Annotated in this window: 18 protein-coding genes, 1 tRNA gene and 1 pseudogene; 13 read left to right on the plus strand and 7 right to left on the minus strand. The window is 71.6% G+C overall.

The genetic code is table 11. The features are described from left to right. Positions 1 to 381: 381 nt before the first annotated feature. Complete coding sequence (locus QI554_RS42570) at positions 382 to 972, minus strand: TetR/AcrR family transcriptional regulator (RefSeq protein ID WP_281478574.1); 591 nt, start codon at positions 970 to 972, stop codon at positions 382 to 384. Positions 973 to 1,064: 92 nt separating this feature from the next. Between QI554_RS42570 and QI554_RS42575 the strand changes: the two genes are divergently transcribed. The 3 genes from QI554_RS42575 to QI554_RS42585 all read left to right on the plus strand — a co-directional run bounded on the left by QI554_RS42575 (position 1,065) and on the right by QI554_RS42585 (position 4,293). Beyond that, complete coding sequence (locus tag QI554_RS42575) at positions 1,065 to 1,871, plus strand: SDR family NAD(P)-dependent oxidoreductase (RefSeq protein WP_281478576.1); 807 nt, start codon at positions 1,065 to 1,067, stop codon at positions 1,869 to 1,871. A 203-nt stretch (positions 1,872 to 2,074) separates the two neighbouring features. Continuing rightward, on the plus strand, positions 2,075 to 3,730 hold the full coding sequence (locus QI554_RS42580; protein WP_281478578.1) for a serine/threonine-protein kinase: 1,656 nt from the start codon (positions 2,075 to 2,077) through the stop codon (positions 3,728 to 3,730). Between the two features lie 188 nt (positions 3,731 to 3,918). After that, complete coding sequence (locus QI554_RS42585) at positions 3,919 to 4,293, plus strand: cupin domain-containing protein (RefSeq protein WP_281478580.1); 375 nt, start codon at positions 3,919 to 3,921, stop codon at positions 4,291 to 4,293. Positions 4,294 to 4,362: 69 nt separating this feature from the next. Here the strand turns inward: QI554_RS42585 and QI554_RS42590 are convergent, their stop codons facing one another. Then, positions 4,363 to 5,364, minus strand: a complete 1,002-nt coding sequence (locus QI554_RS42590) for a helix-turn-helix domain-containing protein (protein WP_281478581.1) — start codon at positions 5,362 to 5,364, stop codon at positions 4,363 to 4,365. Between the two features lie 141 nt (positions 5,365 to 5,505). Here QI554_RS42590 and QI554_RS42595 point away from each other — a divergent pair, with 141 nt between their 5' ends. Next, positions 5,506 to 5,991: a rhodanese-like domain-containing protein gene (locus QI554_RS42595; RefSeq protein WP_281478582.1), complete on the plus strand. Its 486-nt coding sequence runs from the start codon at positions 5,506 to 5,508 to the stop codon at positions 5,989 to 5,991. A 22-nt stretch (positions 5,992 to 6,013) separates the two neighbouring features. Here QI554_RS42595 and QI554_RS42600 read toward each other — a convergent pair whose 3' ends face one another. Continuing rightward, positions 6,014 to 6,805, minus strand: coding sequence for a rhomboid-like protein (locus tag QI554_RS42600; protein ID WP_281478584.1), 792 nt, complete (start codon positions 6,803 to 6,805; stop codon positions 6,014 to 6,016). Between the two features lie 60 nt (positions 6,806 to 6,865). Continuing rightward, the gene (locus QI554_RS42605; protein ID WP_281478586.1) at positions 6,866 to 7,423 is read right to left on the minus strand and encodes a TetR/AcrR family transcriptional regulator; all 558 of its coding nucleotides are present in this window, start codon (positions 7,421 to 7,423) and stop codon (positions 6,866 to 6,868) included. Between the two features lie 94 nt (positions 7,424 to 7,517). Here QI554_RS42605 and QI554_RS42610 point away from each other — a divergent pair, with 94 nt between their 5' ends. From QI554_RS42610 to QI554_RS42620, 3 genes are all read left to right on the plus strand, one after another. Next, positions 7,518 to 8,036, plus strand: coding sequence for a carboxymuconolactone decarboxylase family protein (locus QI554_RS42610; protein WP_281478588.1), 519 nt, complete (start codon positions 7,518 to 7,520; stop codon positions 8,034 to 8,036). After that, entirely contained in the window at positions 8,033 to 8,266 is a 234-nt protein-coding gene (locus QI554_RS42615) for a hypothetical protein (RefSeq protein ID WP_281478590.1), read from the plus strand. The genes QI554_RS42610 and QI554_RS42615 overlap by 4 nt, the downstream gene beginning before the upstream one ends. 77 nt (positions 8,267 to 8,343) lie before the next feature. Continuing rightward, complete coding sequence (locus QI554_RS42620; protein ID WP_281478592.1) at positions 8,344 to 9,222, plus strand: alpha/beta fold hydrolase; 879 nt, start codon at positions 8,344 to 8,346, stop codon at positions 9,220 to 9,222. A 98-nt stretch (positions 9,223 to 9,320) separates the two neighbouring features. On the opposite strand, the gene QI554_RS42625 is transcribed toward QI554_RS42620, so the two are convergent. Then, a tRNA-Leu gene (locus QI554_RS42625) sits at positions 9,321 to 9,404 on the minus strand. Positions 9,405 to 9,852: 448 nt separating this feature from the next. Here QI554_RS42625 and QI554_RS42630 point away from each other — a divergent pair. The 6 genes and pseudogenes from QI554_RS42630 to pknB all read left to right on the plus strand — a co-directional run bounded on the left by QI554_RS42630 (position 9,853) and on the right by pknB (position 18,279). After that, entirely contained in the window at positions 9,853 to 10,803 is a 951-nt protein-coding gene (locus QI554_RS42630; protein WP_281478595.1) for an FHA domain-containing protein, read from the plus strand. Between the two features lie 10 nt (positions 10,804 to 10,813). Beyond that, on the plus strand, positions 10,814 to 11,350 hold the full coding sequence (locus QI554_RS42635; RefSeq protein ID WP_281478597.1) for an FHA domain-containing protein FhaB/FipA: 537 nt from the start codon (positions 10,814 to 10,816) through the stop codon (positions 11,348 to 11,350). A gap of 5 nt (positions 11,351 to 11,355) precedes the next feature. Then, the gene (locus QI554_RS42640; protein ID WP_281478599.1) at positions 11,356 to 12,987 is read left to right on the plus strand and encodes a PP2C family protein-serine/threonine phosphatase; all 1,632 of its coding nucleotides are present in this window, start codon (positions 11,356 to 11,358) and stop codon (positions 12,985 to 12,987) included. After that, positions 12,984 to 14,342 (plus strand): annotated as a pseudogene (locus QI554_RS42645) (FtsW/RodA/SpoVE family cell cycle protein); the annotation flags it as partial. The gene QI554_RS42640 and the pseudogene QI554_RS42645, both read left to right, overlap by 4 nt. Before the next feature lie 391 nt (positions 14,343 to 14,733). Continuing rightward, complete coding sequence (locus QI554_RS42650; RefSeq protein ID WP_281478602.1) at positions 14,734 to 16,248, plus strand: peptidoglycan D,D-transpeptidase FtsI family protein; 1,515 nt, start codon at positions 14,734 to 14,736, stop codon at positions 16,246 to 16,248. Between the two features lie 159 nt (positions 16,249 to 16,407). Further along, positions 16,408 to 18,279, plus strand: a complete 1,872-nt coding sequence (gene pknB / locus QI554_RS42655) for a Stk1 family PASTA domain-containing Ser/Thr kinase (protein ID WP_281478604.1) — start codon at positions 16,408 to 16,410, stop codon at positions 18,277 to 18,279. 137 nt (positions 18,280 to 18,416) lie between these two features. Here the strand turns inward: pknB and QI554_RS42660 are convergent, their stop codons facing one another. Then, entirely contained in the window at positions 18,417 to 19,184 is a 768-nt protein-coding gene (locus tag QI554_RS42660) for a class E sortase (protein WP_281478606.1), read from the minus strand. Positions 19,185 to 19,279: 95 nt separating this feature from the next. Next, on the minus strand, positions 19,280 to 19,975 hold the full coding sequence (locus QI554_RS42665; RefSeq protein ID WP_281478608.1) for a class E sortase: 696 nt from the start codon (positions 19,973 to 19,975) through the stop codon (positions 19,280 to 19,282). Between the last annotated feature and the right edge of the window lie 130 nt (positions 19,976 to 20,105).

Here is a 20,105-nt window from a genome sequence, read left to right on the forward strand (position 1 = left end):
GCGACGGGCCCGGCGGGCCGCGCGGCGGGTGCGCAGGACGGAGGAGACCATCCGCTCGTGGGCGGCGACCTCGCGCATCTCGTTCACCCGGGCCTGGAAGAGCTGGTACTCGATCACGGTGACTCCTTGAAGTCCGTTCCCTCGGCGGGCTTTCCGCTCCGGGTTCCCGGTGTCTCTCCGGGCATGACTCAAGATTCGTCTCCCAGTGGGGTACCGGGCATCGGACGGATGCCCGATCTTGGACGGCGGATTCGACGCGCCTCGGACTGAGGTGCCTCAGCCCACGCCTAAGACACCTAAGACACCCCCTAAGGCGCCCCCGTCAGCAGCTAAGGCCGCAGGTCAGAAGGCCTGTGCCGGTCGCGCCTCAGGCCGAAGCCCTCACCTTGCGGCGCCTGCCTCCAGGACCGCTGTGGCCGCTGTGGCGATGAGGTGGGCGGTGGTTTCGGGGGTGCGGTCGGCGGCTAGGGCGTCGTAGGTCTCGAAGCTCGTCAACTGCCAGATGACGTCGAGCTGGTCGTCGGCCGCGGCGTCGAAGCGTTCGAGGACCCGGGCCAGGACCGCGCGGCGGAGGGCGTCGCGGGTGGCGATCATGCGGCCGAGGTCGGGGTCGAGGGCGCCCATGGCACGGACGTGGCGGATCACCGTGCGGTCGGACTCCCAGAACCGGCAGAAGGCGTCGGCGAAGTGGGCCAGTGCGGTGGCCGGGTCGGGGGCGGTGAAGGCCGGGGAGAAGTCGGTTCCCGCGCTGGCGAAGAGGTGGTCGAACAGGGCTTCCAGCAGGCCGGCTTTGGAGCCGAACAGGTTGTAGACGGTCTGGCGTGAGACGTCGGCGGCGCGGGCCACGGCGTCGACGGAGATCGGGGTGGCGGCGGGCCCGGCGAGCAGGCCGCGGGCCGCCGCGAGGACGCGTTGCCGGGTCTCCCCCACGGCGGCGGCACGGCGTTCCGACTCGTACTTGCGGGGGCTCATCCGGCTTGACCGTCCTCGAAATTTGTATTTACAGTCGGTCCAATGAATTCTACCGGCCCGCCTCGTCCGCGTCACTGGTCAGGAGCTCAGCGATGACGACAGTTCAGGACTCCCCCGCCTACCACCCGCTCGACGGCAAGGTCGCCGTCGTCACCGGTGCCGCCCGCGGCATCGGGGCCGCGACGGCCCGCGCGTTCCACCAGGCCGGCGCCACCGTGGTGCTGGCCGCCCGCAGCGCCGACGCGCTGAAGGCGCTCGCCGACGAGATCACCGCCGACGGCGGCCGCGCGCTCGCCGTCCCCACCGACGTCACCGACGAGGCCTCGGTCGCGGCGCTCGTCGCCCGCACCGTCGAGGAGTTCGGCCGGCTCGACGCCGCGGTCAACAACGCGGCGGGCGGCGGCCACCCGCCGACCCCGCTCGCCGACGTCAGGACGGAGGACTTCGACAGCGCGTTCGCGGTCAACCTGCGCGGCGTCTTCCTCTCCCTCAAGCACGAGATCCCCGCCATGCTGGCGGGCGGCGGCGGCACGATCGTCAACATGTCCTCCACGGCGGGCCTCCAGGCGGTCGGCGGTCTCGCGGCGTACGCGTCCACCAAGTTCGGCCTCGTCGGTCTGACGCGCGTCGCAGCGCTCGACTACGCCGACGCGGGGATCCGGGTCAACGCGCTCGCGCCGGGCCCGATCCACACCGAGCAGCTCGAGGCCGCGGGCGAACAGGCCCGCATGGGCGCCGCGATGGCGATGCCGATGAAGCGCATCGGGCAGCCGGAAGAGGTCGCGGCCGCCGCGGTCTGGCTGTGCTCGGACGCGTCCTCGTTCATCACCGGCGCGACGCTCCCGATCGACGGCGGCAAGCTCGCCGGCGCCGCGCCGTTCCGCCGCCCCGGAGCGTGACGGGGGAGCCGAAAGCGACGGCTCACCGCCACCGCCTCAGCGCGCTCCCCACCCCGGAACGCTGACCCGCCGCCCCCACCGCACGCCCGCCTGGGCGCTAGTTCGGCAAACCGGCGAACGCCGCGCGCCGCTCGGGTACGTTGAAAGTCTCGGGCGCGTGTCGGGGGGCACGCGGGGGCATCGGGTGGGGAGCGCACGAGGCCATGGAACCTCTGACGTCGGATGATCCGTTACAAATCGGTAGCTACCGCCTGCTCGCCCGCCTCGGCGCGGGCGGCATGGGCCGCGTATATCTGGGGCGTTCGCCGCACGGCCGCATGGCGGCGGTGAAGGTCGTCCACGCCCAGCTCGCGCAGGACGCCGAGTTCCGCGCCCGGTTCCGGGCCGAAGTCCGTTCCGCGCGCCTGCTGGACGGCCGTTGGACGGCGCCGGTCCTGGACGCGGACAGCGAGTCCGACACGCCCTGGCTGGCCACCGGCTACGTCTCGGGCATGACCCTGCACGACGCGGTGGCCTCGCACGGCCCGCTCCCGGAGTGGGCCGTGTGGTCGCTCGCGGCGGGCTTCGCCGAGGCGCTGGCGCACATCCACGAACGCGGCCTGCTGCACCGCGACCTCAAGCCGTCGAACGTCATGCTGACGCTGGACGGCCCGCGCGTCATCGACTTCGGCATCGCGCGGTCGGCCGACGCGAGCATCGCGACCCGCACCGGCATGACGCTCGGTTCGCCGGCGTACATGTCCCCGGAGCAGATCCAGGGCGGCGATCTCGGCGTCGCGAGCGATGTGTTCAGCTTCGGCTCGGTGCTGGCGTTCGCGGCCACAGGGAGGGCGCCGTTCGGCGTGGGCGACAGCGGCGGCTACGCGGTCATGCTGCGTGTCACCACCGATGCGCCCGATCTCGCGGGCGTGCCCGAGTCGTTGCTGCCGCTGATCGGCTCCTGCCTCGACAAGTCGCCGGGCGCGCGGCCGGCGGTCGCCGAGATCCGGGCCACGGCGGCGGAAGCGAGCCGGGCGTCCACCGCGGACACGTGGCTGCCCGCCGCGCTGACCGCCGAGATCGGGCGGCGCAGCGCCCGCCTGCTCGACGTGGAGGACCCGACGGCGCCGCACGGCCGGATCCCCGAGCCGCCGGTGGGCAACACGCCGCCTCCCATGCCGGCGAGCCTGCCCACGGTCGGCTACGGGGGCGCCCCGCCGCACATGCCGCCGCCGCACATGCCGCCACCGCACACCCCGCCCCGCGCGCCTGCCCACACACCGCCGCCGGCGCCACCGACGGTCCATGCCGTCCCGCACCAGCCGCCCCCACAGCGCCGCCTCCTCGTACCCGTTCTCGCCGCGGTGTGTGTCCTCGCCGTGCTGACGACCGCACTTGTCGTCGGGCTGACCTGGGGCGGCGGCAACGACGGTGCGTCGGGCAGCAGTTCGTCGGCGGGCCCGGGCACCGTTCCCGCGGCACCGCAGACGTCCGCCCCCGCGCAGCCGGGCACGGACACACGCGCCACCGGGACGTCCGCGAAGCCCTTCACGTACAGCGGCACGTGGAGCGGCGTGCTGACCCAGCGCGGCTCCGAGAAGTACACCGTGACGGTGGTCTTCAGCACCTCGTCCACCGGGGCCGCTCCCGGCGACCAGATCGCGACGGTCGACTATCCGGGCCTCACGTGCGGCGGCCGTTGGGTGTTCGTCGCCGCGCGGGACACCGGGGCCGCGGTACGCGAGGAGATCACCCGCAACGCGACCACCAGGTGTACCGCGTTCGTCGACATCACGCTGACGCGTTCCGGAAGCGACCAGCTCGTGTACGAGACGAGCGCGGGCGGCGGCATCGTCGGCACGCTCACCCGGAACGGCTGACACCAGGCCCTGCACCCCGCCCGCCGCGCACACAGCGCGGCGGGCGCGCAGGCCTGCCCGCGTGACCCCCGGTGCTGTCCGAAATGCACGGGAGGCCGGGAAAACCCGTACCGGAAAAGCACCTTGACGGGCCGTCGATCTTGATCCACCATAAAGACAACAAGGTTGTCTATCAGCAAGGAGCCTACGTGCCCGTCATCCGCGCCACCGACGCCCGCCGCACCGAGACCCCCGCCGCCGTCATGACCACGCTTGTGTCGCCGAGCCAGGGCGAGAGCGCACAGGCACTGTGGCGCGTCGAGGCGGCGCCGGGCACCGCGGGCCCCGTCCACGTCATCACCCGCGACCAGGTCTGGACGTTCCTGACCGGCGCCGCGGTCGTCGACATCGCCGGCGAGAAGGTCGAACTCGCCGCCGGGGACACGCTCGTGATCCCGGCCGACGTCCCGCGCCAGATGACCCCGGACGCCGACACCGGCTTCACGGCGATCTGCATGGGCTCGGCCGAGTCGCGCGCCGGCGCCCCCGGCGGCGACACGATCCCGCTCCCCTGGGCGCAGTAGCGCCCCGCGGCAGCACAGCAGCACGCCGAGGCGGCCCCGACCGAGGGGCCGCCCCCCGGCGCGTCCGGACTACGCCACCGACGCCCGAAAGGCCTTGCGGTACGCGGACGGCGACGTCCCCATCGCGCGCCCGAAGTGGTGCCGGAACGTCACCGGACTCTCGAACCCGACCGCCGCGCCCACCTCTTCGACCGACGCCGCGGTCTCCTCCAGCAGCCCCAGACTGGCCTGGATGCGCTGCGCCAGCACCCACCGCACCGGGCTCGTGCCGGTGGCCGCCGAGAAGCGGCGCAGGTACGTGCGCTGCGAGACGTGCGCCTGGGCCGCGAGGTCGGCGACCGTGATCGGCTCGGCGAGGTGCTCGAGCGCCCACGCCATCGACCGCGCGACGCCGTCGTCGCCGTCCACCTCGTTCACCGCCGCCTGGATGAACTGCGCCTGCCCGCCCTCCCGGTGCGGGGGGATCACCAGGCGGCGCGCGACCGAGTTCGCGACCTTCGCGCCGTGGTCCTTGCGCACCAGGTGCAGGCACAGGTCGAGGCCGGCCGCGCTGCCCGCGCTCGTCAGGATCTCGTCGTGGTCGACGTACAGGACGTCCGGGTCGACCGTGATTTCCGGATAGCGCTCGGCCAGCAGGTCGGCGTACTTCCAGTGCGTCGTCGCCGTGCGCCCGTCCAGCAGCCCGGCCGCCGCGAGCGCGAACGCGCCGGAGCAGATCGACACGATGCGCGCGCCCCGCGCCCGCGCCGTGCGCAGCGCGTCGACCAGCGCGGGGGAGACCTCGCCTCGCACGTCCGGCACGGCCGTGACGATCACCGTGTCGGCGGACGCCAGCACGTCGAGCCCATGCTCGACGAGGATCGAGAACCCGCCGACGACGCGCATCGGCGCACGGGTCTCGCCGCACACGAACAGCCGGTACCAGGGGATGCCCAGTTCCGGCCGCGGCATCCCGAAGATCTCGACGACCGAGCTCATCTCGAACGGGGCCATCCCGTCGAAGGCCAGGACGGCGACCGTGCCGCAGTGCGGGGCGGGGTCGAGGGTCGGCGGAAGCACGGCGATCGTCATGGCGGAATGTTAGCGATAGGGGTCGTTGCCGCCACTGTCGAGGCCCCGGGGCCGCGCGACAGGATCTTTCCCGTCAGCAGGAAACACCGGCCGAACGGCACCGAGCCGCACCGAGCCGCGCCCCCCTCCCAGGAGCCGAAGATGACCGCCGCCGCCGAGTACACGATCGAGTCCGCCGTCACCAGCGTCCCGGCCGCCGCCCCCGAGGTCGCCGCCGCGCACTACGCCGCACGGCTCGCCTTCGAGGCGGACGTCTCCGACGTGCACACCGACCTCGCGTCCGGCGCCCCCGGCATCGTCGTCGTCGACTCCCGCAGCAAGGTCGGCTGGGACCAGGGCCACATCCCGGGCGCGCTGCACATCCCCACCGCGCGCATCCCGGAGCTCGCGCCGCAGCTGATCGGCAAGGACGTCACCGTCGTCACCTACTGCTGGGGCCCCGGCTGCAACGGCGCCACCCGCGCCGCCCTCGCCTTCGCCCGACTCGGCTACGCCGTCAAGGAGATGATCGGCGGCTTCGAGTACTGGGCGCGCGAGGGCTTCGAGGTCGAGTCCGCCACCGGGATGTCGCGCACCGCGCCCGACCCGCTGACCGCCCCGGTCTCCGGCGTCGCGTGCGCGTGCTGACCGCCCGTCGGACCGCCGGGACTCACCCGGCGGCAGGCGTACGTTCCGGTTCGGCGACGGGCCGGGGCGTACGCCACGGCTCGACCAGCGGCGGCGGTGTGCGCAGGGGTCCGCTCAGGCGCACGATCAGTGCCGCCGCCAGTCCGTAGAGCGTCGCGAACAGGTGGCCGAGGTCCCAGATCGTGTGACTGACGAACACCGGGACCAGCACCGTGAACGCCATGGCCAGCACGCCGCCCCAGCGGAACAGGCCCGGCATGATCAGGACGGCGGCGGCGCAGCAGCCGACCATCACGTAGCTCACGCCGACGTCGGTGGCCGCCGCGAGCTTGTGCGGCGCGCGGCCGGTGTCGATGGCCCAGCGTTCGACGCGGGCGGTGGTGAGCGAGCCCAGCACGTGCGCGCTGATGGCCACGAGGATGATGCGCGGTGTGCCGTAGCGCCGTTCGGCCCATGCCACGACGGTGCCGAAGACGCCGATATAGAGGGAGAGCCCCGAACCCCGGTCGGCGACCCACAGCGCGCTGGTGACGAGCACGGTGGCCGGGTCGTCGGACAGCCGGTGCAGGTTGGTGCTGTCGACCTTGGTCAGCAGGTCGATGAGCCGCGGCGGCGCGGTCTTCTGCACGAAGGTGCAGGCCGTGAAGAGCACGATGTAGGTGAACGTGGCCGGCGCGGACAGCACCCACGCGCGCAGCCGGACGGTCCACGGCCCGAGGCGGGCCACCACGATCCGGACCGGCGTCCACACGCGCGCGAGGCCGCGCAGCAGGTACCAGAGGACGACCAGGCTCAGCACGACGAGCGCGACCACAGGCGTCCTCCGCGCGGGGACGATCAGCGATGATCGGACTTCAGGGCAAAACGATAGTAATCACCCCACCCGCTCCGCCGCGGCAAGCAACGCCTCGGCGACGTCGCGCGCCCGGTAGGCGGCGTCGGGCGTGCGCTCGCGCAGCGCGGTGACGATCGCGCCGTCCATCAGCAGCACGAACCGCCCGGCGAGCACGTCGGGTTCGGCGACGCCGTCCGCGGCCAGCAGGCCGCGCACGTACTCGCAGACCGCCGCCTTGTGCCCGGCCGCGACCTGGTGCGCCGCACTGTCCGGGTCGGCCGTCTCGACGATCGTGTTGATGAACGCGCAGCCGCGGAAGTCGGCCGCGGAGAACCGCTCCGCCAGCGCGTCGAACACCGCGAGCGGACCGCCCCCGTGCGCGGCCACGCGCTGCGCGAGCCAGGCCCGCCACCGCACGTCGCGGCCTTCGAGGACGGCGACGACCAGGTCCTCCTTGCCGGGGAAGTGGCGGTAGAAGGACGCCCGGCCGACCCCGGACTCGCTGAGGATGCGCTCGACGCCGACCGCCCTGACGCCCTCGGCGTAGAAGAGGTCCTCGGCGGTGCGGAGGAGTCGTTCGCGCGCTTGAACCGGCATGCCCGCAAGCGTAATGGCCCTTGACCCGAAACGGAACCGATCGGTACCGTCTTGCTCGTCAGAACGGAACCGATCAGTACCGTTTGGAGTCACCATGCCTCGCATCCCCGTCGTCGACGGCGACCCCGAAGGCCTCCTGGAGGCCACCCAGCGCCAGCTCGGCCGGGTCCCGAACCTGTACGCAACGCTCGCCAACGGCCCGCAGGCACTGGCCGGATACCTCGCGATGCGCGACGCGCTCACCAAGGGCGTGCTCCGCGCCAAGGTCCGCGAGCAGCTCGCACTGCTGATCGCGCAGGAGAACTCCTGCACCTACTGCGTGAGCGCGCACACGCTGCGCGGCTCGAAGATGGGCTTCAGCGACGAGCAGCTGGTGAAGACCCGCGAGGCCGCCGACGACGACCCGCACGTCGACGCGATCCTGCGCCTGGCCCGCGAGGTCGTCCGCACCCGCGGCCGGGTCGACGACGACGCGCTCGCCGCCGCCCGCGCGGCCGGCGTGACCGACGCCGAACTCGCCGAGGTGGTCGCGCACGTGGCGCTCAACACCCTCAGCAACTACTTCAACCACCTGGCCGAGCCGGAGCTCGACTTCCCGGAGGTCAAGGCGTGAACCCCGACACCTGGCGCACCGCCGCCGTCGAGCTGGTCCCCGGCTACACGGTCGTCGGCCCGGACGGCGGCCCCACCGACACGGTCGAGGCGGAGTTCACGATCGCCGGAGGCTTCCTCCACCTGCGCGTCCCGGGCACCGGCACGGTCCAGGTGGTCTCGGCGCCGGCCGTCCGCCTCGTCACCTATACCGAGGCCGACGAGTCGTGCGCGGTCCCACCCAAGAACTAATGGAAGAAATCCAAGGCATCCATTAATCTAGGAGTCGTTCGGAAGCCCCGCGCAGCCGCCAGGAGAAGAGGTCCGCCATGCCCGCGCTCGTCCTCCCCCACGTGAAGCACCGCACCGTCGACATCGACGGCGTGCGCGTCTTCTACCGCGAGGCCGGCCCGGCCGACGCACCCACGCTCCTGCTGCTGCACGGCTTCCCGTCCAGCTCCCGCCAGTTCGCCCGGCTCATCGACGCGCTCGGGGGCGACTACCACGTGGTCGCCCCCGACTACCCCGGCTTCGGGCACAGCGACGCGCCCGCGCCGGGCGACTTCACCTACACCTTCGACGCGCTCGCCGACGTCACCGAGAAGTTCCTCGTCACGCTCGGCCTCGACCGCTTCACCATGTACGTCTTCGACTTCGGCGCACCGGTCGGCTTCCGCATCGCCACCCGGCACCCGGACTGGATCGAGGGCCTGATCGTCCAGAACGGCAACGCCTACCTCGAAGGCCTCTCCCCCGCCGCCCGCGACATGACCGCCAACCGCCCCGGCGTCCCCGGTGCCGAGGAGGCCGTGCGCGGGATCCTCACCCTCCCGGTCACGCGCAGCCAGTACGAGGGCGGCACCGCCGACCCCGAACGCGTCGCCCCCGACGGCTGGACAGCCGACCAGCACTTCCTCGACCTGCCAGGGCGTGCCGACATCCAGGTCGAGCTCGCGCTGGACTACCACGCCAACCTCGCGCGCTACCCGGAGTGGCAGGAGTGGCTGCGCACCCACCGCCCGCCGACGCTCATCGTCTGGGGCCGCAACGACTTCTTCTTCCCCGAACCCGGCGCCCGCGCCTACCTGCGCGACGTCCCCGACGCGGAGCTGCACGTCCTCGACACCGGGCACTTCGCCCTCGAGGACCACCTTCCCGAGATCGCCCCGCTGATCGCCGACTTCCTCGACAAGCGCGCCGCCGGCTGACCGCCGGCCCCGAAGCGGGGCGGGCCGAGACCCCCCGAGTACCCGCCCCGGACATGGCAGAGGCCCGAAGGTCTACGACCTTCGGGCCTCTTGCTCGGTGCGCGAGGGGGGAGTTGAACCCCCACGCCCTTTCGGGCACTGGAACCTGAATCCAGCGCGTCTGCCTATTCCGCCACCCGCGCGAGCAATTGAAGATTAGCAAGGATGCGGCGGCAGGTTCAAATCCATACCCACGGGCTAACCCCGGGCCCCCCGGGTGGCGCCCAAACCAGGCGGATGCGCACACTCCGCACCCGCCCGCTCCTTCTTTGCGCGGGGCCATCCCCGGAGCCCCTCCGACTCCGGCATGCTTGACCTGCGCCGCCCGAGATAGGACGGCGCACAGGCGGGGTAGACGCACCTGGTCACACCACAACGACGACAAGCGAGCCAGGACGAGGGGCCGGGGGTGTAGGAATCCTTGTGAGGGCCAACACTCCCTACAGTGACCATGGCGGGGAACCATGCCCGTTTCCCGAGCGTGGATACGATCAGTGAGCTGACTGTAGGACTGCACCTGCCCGGGAGCACCCGGAACGATGCGGTCACGCCCCCGAAGACGACGGCGACGCTTGAAGGAAGGAGGTGCCCGTGGGTGTCCTGAAGAAGTTCGAACAACGACTTGAGGGGCTGGTCAACGGCGCCTTCGCCAAGGCGTTCAAGTCCGACGTCCAGCCTGTGGAGATCGCCAGCGCGCTCAAGCGCGAGTGCGACAGCAACGCCACCATCTGGAACCGCGACCGCACGATGGTGCCGAACGACTTCGTCGTCGAGCTCGGCTCGCACGACTACGAGCGCCTCAGCCCGTACGCGCAGCAGCTCGGCGCCGAGCTGTCCACGATGGTCCGCGACTACGCGCAGCAGCAGCGCTACTCCTTCATCGGCCCCGTCGAGGTGCACTTCGAACAGGCCGACGACCTCGACACCGGCCTGTACCGGGTGCGCAGCCAGGCGCTCGCCGGCAGCCAGCCCGGCGGCGACCCCGGCTACGACCCCGGCTACGGCCCGGGCCCCGGTGCCGGCGCGCCGTCGCCGTACGCGCCCGAGCCGCAACACCAGCAGCAGCCGGCGTACAACGACCCGCGGTACGCCCAGCCCGGCCAGCCGCCGCAGGGCCCCGCACCGCACTTCCAGTCCGGCTACCCGCAGCCCGGCCCCGGCGGTGTGCCGCCCGGCGCGCCCATGGGCCCGGGGCCCGGACTTCCGCCGCGCCCCCCGGCTCCGCCCGGGCCCGCGCCCACGCCGTACCGCCCGCCGTCCGTGACCCGCACCTGGGTCGAGGTCAACGGCATGCGTCACGAGATCACCGCTTCGGCCGTCAAACTGGGCCGGAGCACCGACGCGGACGTGAGGGTCGACGACCCGAGCGTCTCAAGGCATCATGCCGAGATCCGCGTCGGACCGCCGCCCTCGATCGCCGACCTCGGTTCCACGAACGGCATCGTCGTCGACGGGCAGCACTGCCAGCGCGCCGCCCTGCGCGACGGCTCGCGAATCGTCCTGGGCAGTACCACTGTCGTGTTCCGTCAAACCGAGGGGTGACATCGGGCGCATGTCTGAGCTGACCCTCACCGTCATGCGGCTGGGATTCCTCGCCGTGCTGTGGCTGTTCGTGATCGTCGCGGTCCAGGTGATCCGCAGCGATCTGTTCGGCACGCGCGTCACGCAGCGGCCGATGCGGCGCCGCAACGCGGCGCCCGCCACGGCCGGAGCCCCCGCAGCGGCGGTGCCACCGCCGGTCGCCCAGCAGGCGCCCCCGCAGCAGGCCCGCGGCCCACGCCGCGCGCCGCGCAACACCCCGGCGAAGCTGGTGATCACCGGTGGCACCCTCACCGGCACCACGATGAATCTGACCGACCAGCAGATCACCATCGGCCGGGCCCACGACTCGACCATCGTGCTCGACGACGACTACGCGTCCAGTCGGCACGCCCGCATCTACCCGGCGCCCGACGGCCAGTGGATCGTCGAGGACCTCGGGTCGACCAACGGCACCTACCTGGACCGCACGCGCTTGACCGGCCCCACCCCCGTTTCCCTCGGAGCGCCGATCCGCATCGGCAAGACCGTTATCGAGCTGCGCAGGTAGCCTGAATGAGCCTCTCTCTCCGCTACGCCGCCGGATCACACAAAGGCATGATCCGCGAGGGCAACGAGGACTCCGGCTATGCCGGTCCGCGGCTGCTCGCGGTCGCCGACGGCATGGGCGGCGCCGCCGCGGGCGAGGTGGCCAGCTCCGAGGTCCTGTCGACGATCGTCGAACTCGACGAGGACCTGCCCGGCGCCGACGTGCGCGACACCCTGCGCATCGCGGTGGACCGCGCCAACGACCGGCTGCGCGTGATGATCGACGACGACCCCGGCCTGGAGGGCATGGGGACGACGCTCACCGCGCTGCTGTGGACCGGGAGCGGCCTCGGCCTCGTGCACGTCGGCGACTCACGCGCCTACCTGCTGCGCGACAACGAGCTGCGGCAGATCACGCAGGACCACACGTGGGTCCAGCGCCTCGTCGACGAGGGCCGCATCACCGAGGAGGAGGCGGGGCACCACCCGCAGCGCTCGCTCCTGATGCGCGCACTCGACGGCCGCGGCCAGGTCGAGCCCGACCTGTCGGTGCGCGAGGCGCGCGCCGGCGACCGCTACCTCATCTGCAGCGACGGCCTGTCCGGCGTGGTCAGCCGGGAGACCATGGAGGACACCCTCCTGTCGCTCGCCGACCCGCGCGACTGCGTCCAGGAGCTGATCCAGCTCGCGCTGCGCGGCGGCGGCCCGGACAACATCACGTGCATCGTCGCCGACATAGTCGACGTCGACCAGCGCCCGTCGGACATCCCGATGGTGGTCGGCGCGGTCGCCGACGACCTCGCGGGCGACACCGCGACGCTGCCCACCACCCCGGCCTCCCGGGCCCGCGAACTGACCGCGGGCGAGTACGAGACCGAGGCCCTCGTCCCCGACCCGGGCCCGCCGAACCGCCGCCGCCCCAAACCCGCGTGGCGGCGCACGCTGCCCGTGTGGGGCCCCGCGCTCGGCGTCCTCGCGATCCTCGGCGGCGCCTACTGGTGGACCCAGACCCAGTACTACGTCGCCAAGAGCGGCGACCACGTCGCGATCTACCGCGGCATCGACACCCAGATCTTCGGTGTCTCGCTGTCCAGCCCGTACCAGCAGTACGACACGGTCAAGACCAGCCTGATCGGCGAGACGTACCGGCAGAACCTCGACGGCAACTACAGCGCCTCCGGCCTGTCCGACGCGCGCGACTACGTCGAGAAGCTCAAGCTGCAGGCGTCCGTGTGCCAGGACGTCATCAAGTGGAACCAGGACCACCCGGTTTCCGTCTCCCCCGAGGTACCGCAGAACCCGACGCCGCAGACACCCGCGGCGACCGGAAGCCCGGGAGGGACGACCGTGAGTCCGACCTCGTCGGTGCAGGCCGCGCCGCTGCGCACCCCGACGCCGACGGCGACCGCGACGGGCCGCCCGGGCAGTGACCCCGTGTCCCGCTCGAGCACCCGCGGCACGCCGGAGTCCGGCAGGACGTCCGCGCCGCCCGGCGCGGGCAAGGCCGCCGCGCCCGGCGCGACGCCGACCGCGACCGAGCCGCCGCCGAGCGCACCGCCCACGAGCGCACCGCCCGCGCCGCCCAAGTTCGATCTGGGCAGCGCGGACAAGAACGAACTGGCCCAGGGCTGCGACGTCAAACCGGTCGGTCAAAGTTGAGGGGGAACGCCGTGAGCAACACGACGATCACCCCGCAGTCCGCACCGAACCGCCGCAACACCGAGCTGATGATGCTCGGCTTCGCGGTCCTGGTGCCGGTGCTCGCCTACGCGAACATCGGACTCGCCGGGGACGGCCGGCTGCCCGCCGGCCTGGTGAAGTACGGCCTCGGCCTCGGCCTGCTGGCGTTCGGCGCGCACCTGGTGGTCCGCAAGTTCGCACCGCACGCCGACCCGCTGCTGCTGCCGCTGGCGACGTTCCTCAACGGCATCGGCCTGGTGCTGATCTACCGCATCGGCCTGGAGCCGACCCGCGGCCAGCCGAAGGCGATCCAGACCGCGCCCACACAGCTGATGTGGAGCGCGCTGGGGATCCTGCTGTTCCTCGGCATCGTGGTCTTCCTGCGCGACCACCGGCTGCTGCAGCGCTACACCTACACGGCGATGGCGCTGTCGCTGGTGCTGCTCGTGCTGCCGATCCCGTTCCCCGCCGTCAACGGCGCCAAGATCTGGATCTCGCTGGGCCCGCTGTCGTTCCAGCCCGGCGAGTTCACCAAGATCATCATCACGGTGTTCTTCGCGGGCTACCTGATGGTCAAGCGCGACGCGCTCGCGCTGGCCAGCCGCAAGGTGATGGGCGTCTACCTGCCGCGCGGCCGCGACCTGGGACCGATCGTCGTCGCGTGGCTGCTGAGCCTGCTCATCCTGGTCTTCGAGCGCGACCTCGGCACCTCGCTGCTGTTCTTCGGCGTGTTCGTCGTGATGCTCTACATCGCGACCGAGCGCACCAGCTGGCTGCTCTTCGGCCTCGCCCTGTCGGCGACCGGCGCCGCGCTGGTCGGCTCGATCGAGCCGCACGTCAAGAGCCGCGTCCACGCGTGGCTCGACCCGCTGTACTACTACGACCTGCCGAAGCCCAGCCTGACCGACTCCGACCAGCTCGCCCAGGCCCTGTTCGGGTACGGCAGCGGCGGCATCCTCGGCACCGGCCTCAACCAGGGCTACCCCGGCGAGATCGGCTTCGCCGCCAACAGCGACTTCATCCTCACGTCGGTCGGCGAAGAGCTCGGCCTGACCGGCATGATGGCGATCTTCATGGTGTACGCGCTGCTGATCGAGCGTGGCCTGCGCACCGCGCTCGCGGCCCGCGACCCGTTCGGCAAGCTGCTCGCGGCGGGCCTGTCGGTCGCGTTCGCGCTCCAGGTGTTCGTGGTCGCCGGCGGCGTCACCGGCCTCATCCCGCTGACCGGTATGACGATGCCGTTCCTCGCGCAGGGCGGTTCGTCCGTCATCACCAACTGGGCGCTGGTCGCGATCCTCATCGTGATCAGCCACACGGCGCGCCGCCCGGCGCCGCCGACGGTCGCGGGCGAGGTCTCGGCCATACAGAACAGCCGCGGCGGCCGCCGCCGGCGCGCGGAGAGCCCGGTGTTCGACCAGCCGCTGGACCCGGCGGACGCCGACGAACTGGCCGGGCCGACGCCGGTGCACGGCTCGCCCCTCGACATCACACCCGGCGCCGGCACGCCCGACCCGGGCCTGTCCGGGGCCGGAGCGGGCTCGCCCGCGTCCGAGTCGGGCCGCTCCGGCGACGTCCCGTCCCCGCCGAGCGCGCCCCCGGACGCGCTGACGGTGCCGGGCGGCGTACCCGGCGTGCCGCCGCGGCCCGCGGCTCCACCCGGAGCGCCGCCGAGCGCCGACCCGATGGGACCGAGAGGACACAGCCAGTGAGGAATTGGGATCGCAAGTGAACAAGCCCCTGCGCAAGGTGTCCATCTTCTGCCTGGTCCTCATCGCCGCGCTCATGGTGCGCGCGAACTGGGTCCAGGTGGTCAAGGCCGACGACTACGCCAACAACTCGCACAACAAGCGCGCGGTGTACGCGGACTACTCGCACCCGCGCGGCGACTTCCTGGTCGAGAACAGGCCGATCACCGGCTCGATCGAGACCGACAGCAAGAAGTACGAGTACCAGCGCACCTACACCGACGGCGCCATGTACGCGCCGGTCACCGGCTACAAGTCGCAGTTCTTCGGGGCGTCGCTCCTGGAGAGCATCGACGACAGCATCCTCAGCGGTGACGACAACCGGCTCTTCGTGCGCCGTGTCATCGACGTCATCACGGGCAAGGAGCGGCGCGGCGGCAACGTCGCGCTGACCCTGAACTCCAAGGCGCAGCAGGCCGCCTTCCAGCAGCTCACCAGCCAGAACAAGACCGGCGCGGTGGTCGCGATCGACCCGGCGACCGGCAAGATCCTGACCATGGTGTCGACGCCGTCCTTCGACCCGAACAAGCTGTCCGTCAACGACAGCAAGGCGCAGGACCAGGCGTGGAAGGCGCTGAACGGCGACCCGACCAAGCCGATGGACAACCGGGCGATCCGTACGACCTACGCGCCGGGTTCGACGTTCAAGCTGGTCACCGCCGCCGCCGCGCTCGCCAGCGGCAAGTACTCGCCGGACGCCGCGACGCAGTTCGACTCGCCGATGCGCTACCCGAGTTCCACCAAGGAGCTGACCGACTCGGCCGGCGCCGAGCGCTGCAAGAACGCGACGCTCAAGGTCGCGCTGGAGCTCTCCTGCAACACGGTGTTCGCCGGCATCGGTGCGGACCTGGGCGACGACGCGGTGAAGAAGCAGGCCGAGGCGTTCGGCTTCAACGACTTCGGCGCCTACGACTTCCAGAAGCCGGCCGAGGACACCAAGAACAACCTCGACGTCCCGAGCCGCGTCACCGCGAGCAAGTTCCCGTCGAACAAGACCGACGTGGGCGCCACGATGCGCGCGTCGATCGGCCAGCAGTCGGTCGCGGCGACGCCGATGCAGATGGCGATGGTCGCGTCGGCGATCGCCAACAACGGCAAGCTGATGCAGCCGTACCTGGTCGACTCGCTCAAGGCCCAGAACCTGGAGACGATCGAGCAGACCCAGCCCAAGGAGCTCAAGCAGCCGGTCACCCCCGAGGTCGCCGGCCAGCTGCGCGACATGATGAAGGGCGTCGTCGAAGAGGGCACCTGCAAGACGGCGCAGATCCCCGGGGTCGAGGTCGGCGGCAAGACGGGCACCGCCCAGCGCGGCGTCAACAACTCGGACCGGCCCTACGCGTGGTTCGTGTCGTACGCCAAGGCCGGCGACAAGATGGTCGCGGTGGCTGTCGTCATCGAGGACCAGGACGCCGACGTCGAGCGCAACGACATCAGCGGCTGCAAGAGCGCGGCGCCGACCGCGGTCGCGGTCATGAGGGCGGTGCTGGGCAAGTGACCCTCGGATGACGGGGGAGTGAGGCGTGCCACATCCGCCCGGGAGACTTGATCAGTCCGTGACAACCGTGCACTCCTCGCCCCCGGTACCGTGTCCGGGAGTGTGTTCCGTCAGACCGGTCCCATGGGCCGTGGACCGGTAAGGGAAGGGCTGGAAGCTATGGATGAGCCGCGTCGCCTCGGCGACCGGTACGAGCTCGGCGCGGTGTTGGGCCGCGGCGGCATGGCCGAGGTCTACCTCGGCCGCGACATCCGTCTGGGTCGCGCCGTCGCCGTCAAGACGCTCCGTGCCGACCTGGCCCGCGACCCCTCGTTCCAGGCTCGGTTCCGGCGCGAGGCGCAGTCCGCCGCGTCCCTGAACCATCCGGCGATCGTCGCGGTGTACGACACCGGCGAGGACTACATCAACGGGATCTCGATCCCGTACATCGTGATGGAGTACGTCGACGGCTCGACGCTGCGTGAGCTGCTGCACTCCGGCCGCCGGCTGCTGCCCGAGCGCGCGATGGAGATGACCGCCGGCGTCCTGCAGGCGCTGGAGTACTCCCACCGCAACGGCATCATCCACCGCGACATCAAGCCCGCCAACGTCATGCTGACCCGGCAGGGCACCGTCAAGGTGATGGACTTCGGCATCGCGCGCGCCATGGCCGACAACGGCATGACGATGACGCAGACCGCCGCGGTCATCGGTACGGCCCAGTACCTCTCCCCCGAGCAGGCCCGCGGCGAGACCGTGGACGCCCGCTCCGACCTCTACTCCACCGGCTGCCTGCTGTACGAGCTGCTGACCGAGCGCCCGCCGTTCGTCGGCGACTCGCCGGTCGCCGTGGCGTACCAGCACGTCCGCGAGGACCCGCTGCCGCCGAGCGCGTACGACCCCGAGGTCTCCCCGACCATCGACGCGATCGTGCTCAAGTCGCTCGCGAAGAACCCGGACAACCGCTACCAGAGCGCCGACGAGATGCGCGCCGACCTGGAGCGCGCACTGCACGGCATGCCGGTCGCGGCGCCCGCGTACATGGCCCCGATGGAGGCGGCGACGCAGTACCTGCCGCCGACGCCGGGCGGGCCGGGCACGCAGATGGCCCCGGGGTACGGCCAGCCGCACGGCGGCGACCAGAACTACGAGCTCGGGCCCGACGACTACGACGACGACGAGCCCCCGCGCCAGCGCGGCTGGGCATGGGCGCTGCTCGCGGTCGCGTGTGTCGCGGTCCTGGTGGCGGCGTTCTTCGTCGGCAAGTCGGTGCTGGGGAGTTCCGGCGGCGCGAAGGACGAGAAGACCGTCCCGACGCTGGTCGGCAAGACGGAGCAGGAGGCCCGGAGCGCGCTCGAGAACGTGTCGCTGAAGCTCGTCGTCGACCCCGCCAAAAAGGCCTGCGACCAGAAGAAGGACACCGTCTGCACGCAGAACCCGGCCGCCGACACAAAGGTTGCCAAGAGCAGCCAGGTCACCGTGGTGATCTCCTCCGGGCCGCCGATGGGCAAGGTGCCGATGGTCACCAACCTGCCCGAGGACCAGGCGTCGGCGGCGGTCAGGAACGCGGGCTTCACCCCCAAGGTCGACCACAACACGTCGTACAAGTGCGACAAGGGCACGGTCTGCTCGACCGACCCGGCGGCCGGCACGGACCTGCAGCTCGGCTCCGAAATCACGCTGAAGGTCAACAGCGGCAAGGCGCAGGTCGACGTCCCGTCGGTGGTCGGCCAGATCCAGAGCGAAGCGCAGAGCAAGCTCAAGGACGCGAACCTCAGGTCGCGGGTCGTCCAGGAGTTCAGCACCGACAAGCCGGCCGGCACCGTCATCAGGCAGAGCCCGGAGAGCGGCAAGGTCGACGAGCAGACGACCATCACGCTGACCGTGTCGCAGGGCCCGTCGCCGACGCCGACCCTGCCGACCCCCGGCACGTCGACCCCCGGGACGCCGACGGGCACGGGCACCGGCACCCCGGGCGGCGGCAACCCGGGCGGCAACCAGAAGCCCGGCACGAACAACAACCCGTTCGACCCGCGCAACTGGGGGGGCTGATCCCCCGCGCGTGAACGCACGAAGGGCCCGACCGGTTCGTCCGGTCGGGCCCTTCGGCGTTCGGGTGTCAGAGGCGCCGGGTCAGGGTGCGGGGCGCGGGAGTTCGGGGCGCGGGAGTTCGGGACGCGGGGCCTCGACTACTTGGCGAGCGCGGCCGGCGTGAACCCGGGCCGCTTCGCGTCCTCGACCGTCAGCGTCCCCCAGTAGACCATCCGGTTCTTCGACGTGAACTCCGGATCGCACGTGGTCAGCGTGATCAGCTTCTGCCCCGGCGGCAGTCCGCCCAGCTCCGGGGGCGACGTCGACAGCACCGCGCCGTCGCTCGGCCTGGTGATGTAGGGGCCGCGGGTGATCTGGTACGTGTACCAGTGCGTCGCGGTCTCCACGACCACGAAGTCCCCCACCCGGAGCTTGTTCAGGTACCGGAACGGCTCGCCGTGCCCGTTCCGGTGCCCCGCGAGGCCGAAGTTCCCGACCTGGCCCGGCGCGGTGTAGGGCGCGTACGTGTAGTGCCCGACGCCCTGCGCGAGCGAGTCGAGGCTCGTGCCCTCGACGATCGGCTTCACGAAGTCCTTGCCGAGCCGGGGGATGTAGACCTTGGCGAACGCCTTGCCGCGTACCGTCCCGGCGCCCTCGACGCCGCTGCCGTCCTGCTGCCCGTCCGTTCCGACGTTCGACGGGCCCTCGGTGGGCTCCTGCCCCTGCGTCGGCGCGGTCACGGTGGGGTCGGGCAGGGTCGCCGCGGCCGGCGGGCGCTTCCAGAGGTCGTCGAGCTTCTCCAGGTTGTGCTCCGCCTTGGCGCGGGACTCGATGTTGGTCCACCACAGCTGGTGCACGCACAGCAGGAGGCCGACGAGACCGAGCGTGAACACGATCTCGGCGGTGCCGCGGATGATTTTGCGCACGACGCCCATGGGCCGACAGCTTGGCACAAGCAAGCGACGAGTTCAGGCCCGGGACGTCATCTGTCGCCGCTCCTGGAACGGTTCTTGACGACGCGTCACGTGTCCTTCATCAACGCGTCGGGCTTGCCGTCCTTGCGCGGCCGTTCCTCCTGCAGCTCGCCCCACACGATGAGCCGGTACGTCGACTTCCCGTCCGGTGTGCACGTGGTGAGCGTGATGTACCTGCCGGGCTTGGTGAAGCCGCTCTTCTTCGGAATCGGGTCGATCACCGCGATGTCCTGCGGCGTGGTCTGCGGCAGCTGCTTGGTGACGATGTACGTGTAGTACGTCGTCTCGGTCTCCACGACGATCGGATCGCCGGGCGCCAGCTTGTTGATGTAGCGGAACGGCTCGCCGTGCGTGTTGCGGTGCGCCGCCACCGCGAAGTTCCCCTGCGGGTCCCACGGCATCGCCGTCTTCGGGTCGATGTAGTGGCCCGCGAGCCCCTTGTCGAGCACCTTGAACTTGTCGGTGCCCTGCGCGACCGGCACCTTGATGCCGATCTTCGGGATGTACAGCAGCGCGAAGCCGGCCCCCGGCGCGAACCCGTCCGGCTGGCGCGGGTCGACGACCGGAGCGGTGTTGCCGGTCTGGTCCTTGTCCCACTGGTGTTCCAGGCCGCTCGCGGTCTTCTCGGCGTGGCGGTGCGCCACGACGTTCGTCCACCACTTCGTGTAGACGACGAACAGCACGAGCACCAAGCCCAGCGTCATGGCGATCTCGCCGACGCCGGTGGCCACTCCGGTGATCACGCGCGCACGGGTCGAGGGGCGCGACGCCTTGCGGCGTGCCGCCCGGCCAGCGCCCGGCGGCAGTTCGCGTGCGGCCCCCGCGGCGCCCGCGGGACGGCCCTTGCCGCGCTTGCGGCGCCTGTCCTGCTCC

Source organism: Yinghuangia seranimata (assembly GCF_029953285.1).
Taxonomy (GTDB): Bacteria; Actinomycetota; Actinomycetes; order Streptomycetales; family Streptomycetaceae; genus Yinghuangia; species Yinghuangia seranimata.

Coding starts and splice junctions, on each gene's coding strand:
- QI554_RS42620 (WP_281478592.1), top strand. CDS start 8,344: ATGCCCGCGCTCGTCCTCCCCCACGTGAAGCACCGCACCGTCGACATC.
- QI554_RS42575 (WP_281478576.1), top strand. CDS start 1,065: ATGACGACAGTTCAGGACTCCCCCGCCTACCACCCGCTCGACGGCAAG.
- QI554_RS42610 (WP_281478588.1), top strand. CDS start 7,518: ATGCCTCGCATCCCCGTCGTCGACGGCGACCCCGAAGGCCTCCTGGAG.
- QI554_RS42590 (WP_281478581.1), bottom strand. CDS start 5,364: ATGACGATCGCCGTGCTTCCGCCGACCCTCGACCCCGCCCCGCACTGC.
- QI554_RS42635 (WP_281478597.1), top strand. CDS start 10,814: ATGTCTGAGCTGACCCTCACCGTCATGCGGCTGGGATTCCTCGCCGTG.
- QI554_RS42640 (WP_281478599.1), top strand. CDS start 11,356: ATGAGCCTCTCTCTCCGCTACGCCGCCGGATCACACAAAGGCATGATC.
- pknB (WP_281478604.1), top strand. CDS start 16,408: ATGGATGAGCCGCGTCGCCTCGGCGACCGGTACGAGCTCGGCGCGGTG.
- QI554_RS42605 (WP_281478586.1), bottom strand. CDS start 7,423: ATGCCGGTTCAAGCGCGCGAACGACTCCTCCGCACCGCCGAGGACCTC.
- QI554_RS42570 (WP_281478574.1), bottom strand. CDS start 972: ATGAGCCCCCGCAAGTACGAGTCGGAACGCCGTGCCGCCGCCGTGGGG.
- QI554_RS42595 (WP_281478582.1), top strand. CDS start 5,506: ATGACCGCCGCCGCCGAGTACACGATCGAGTCCGCCGTCACCAGCGTC.
- QI554_RS42580 (WP_281478578.1), top strand. CDS start 2,075: ATGGAACCTCTGACGTCGGATGATCCGTTACAAATCGGTAGCTACCGC.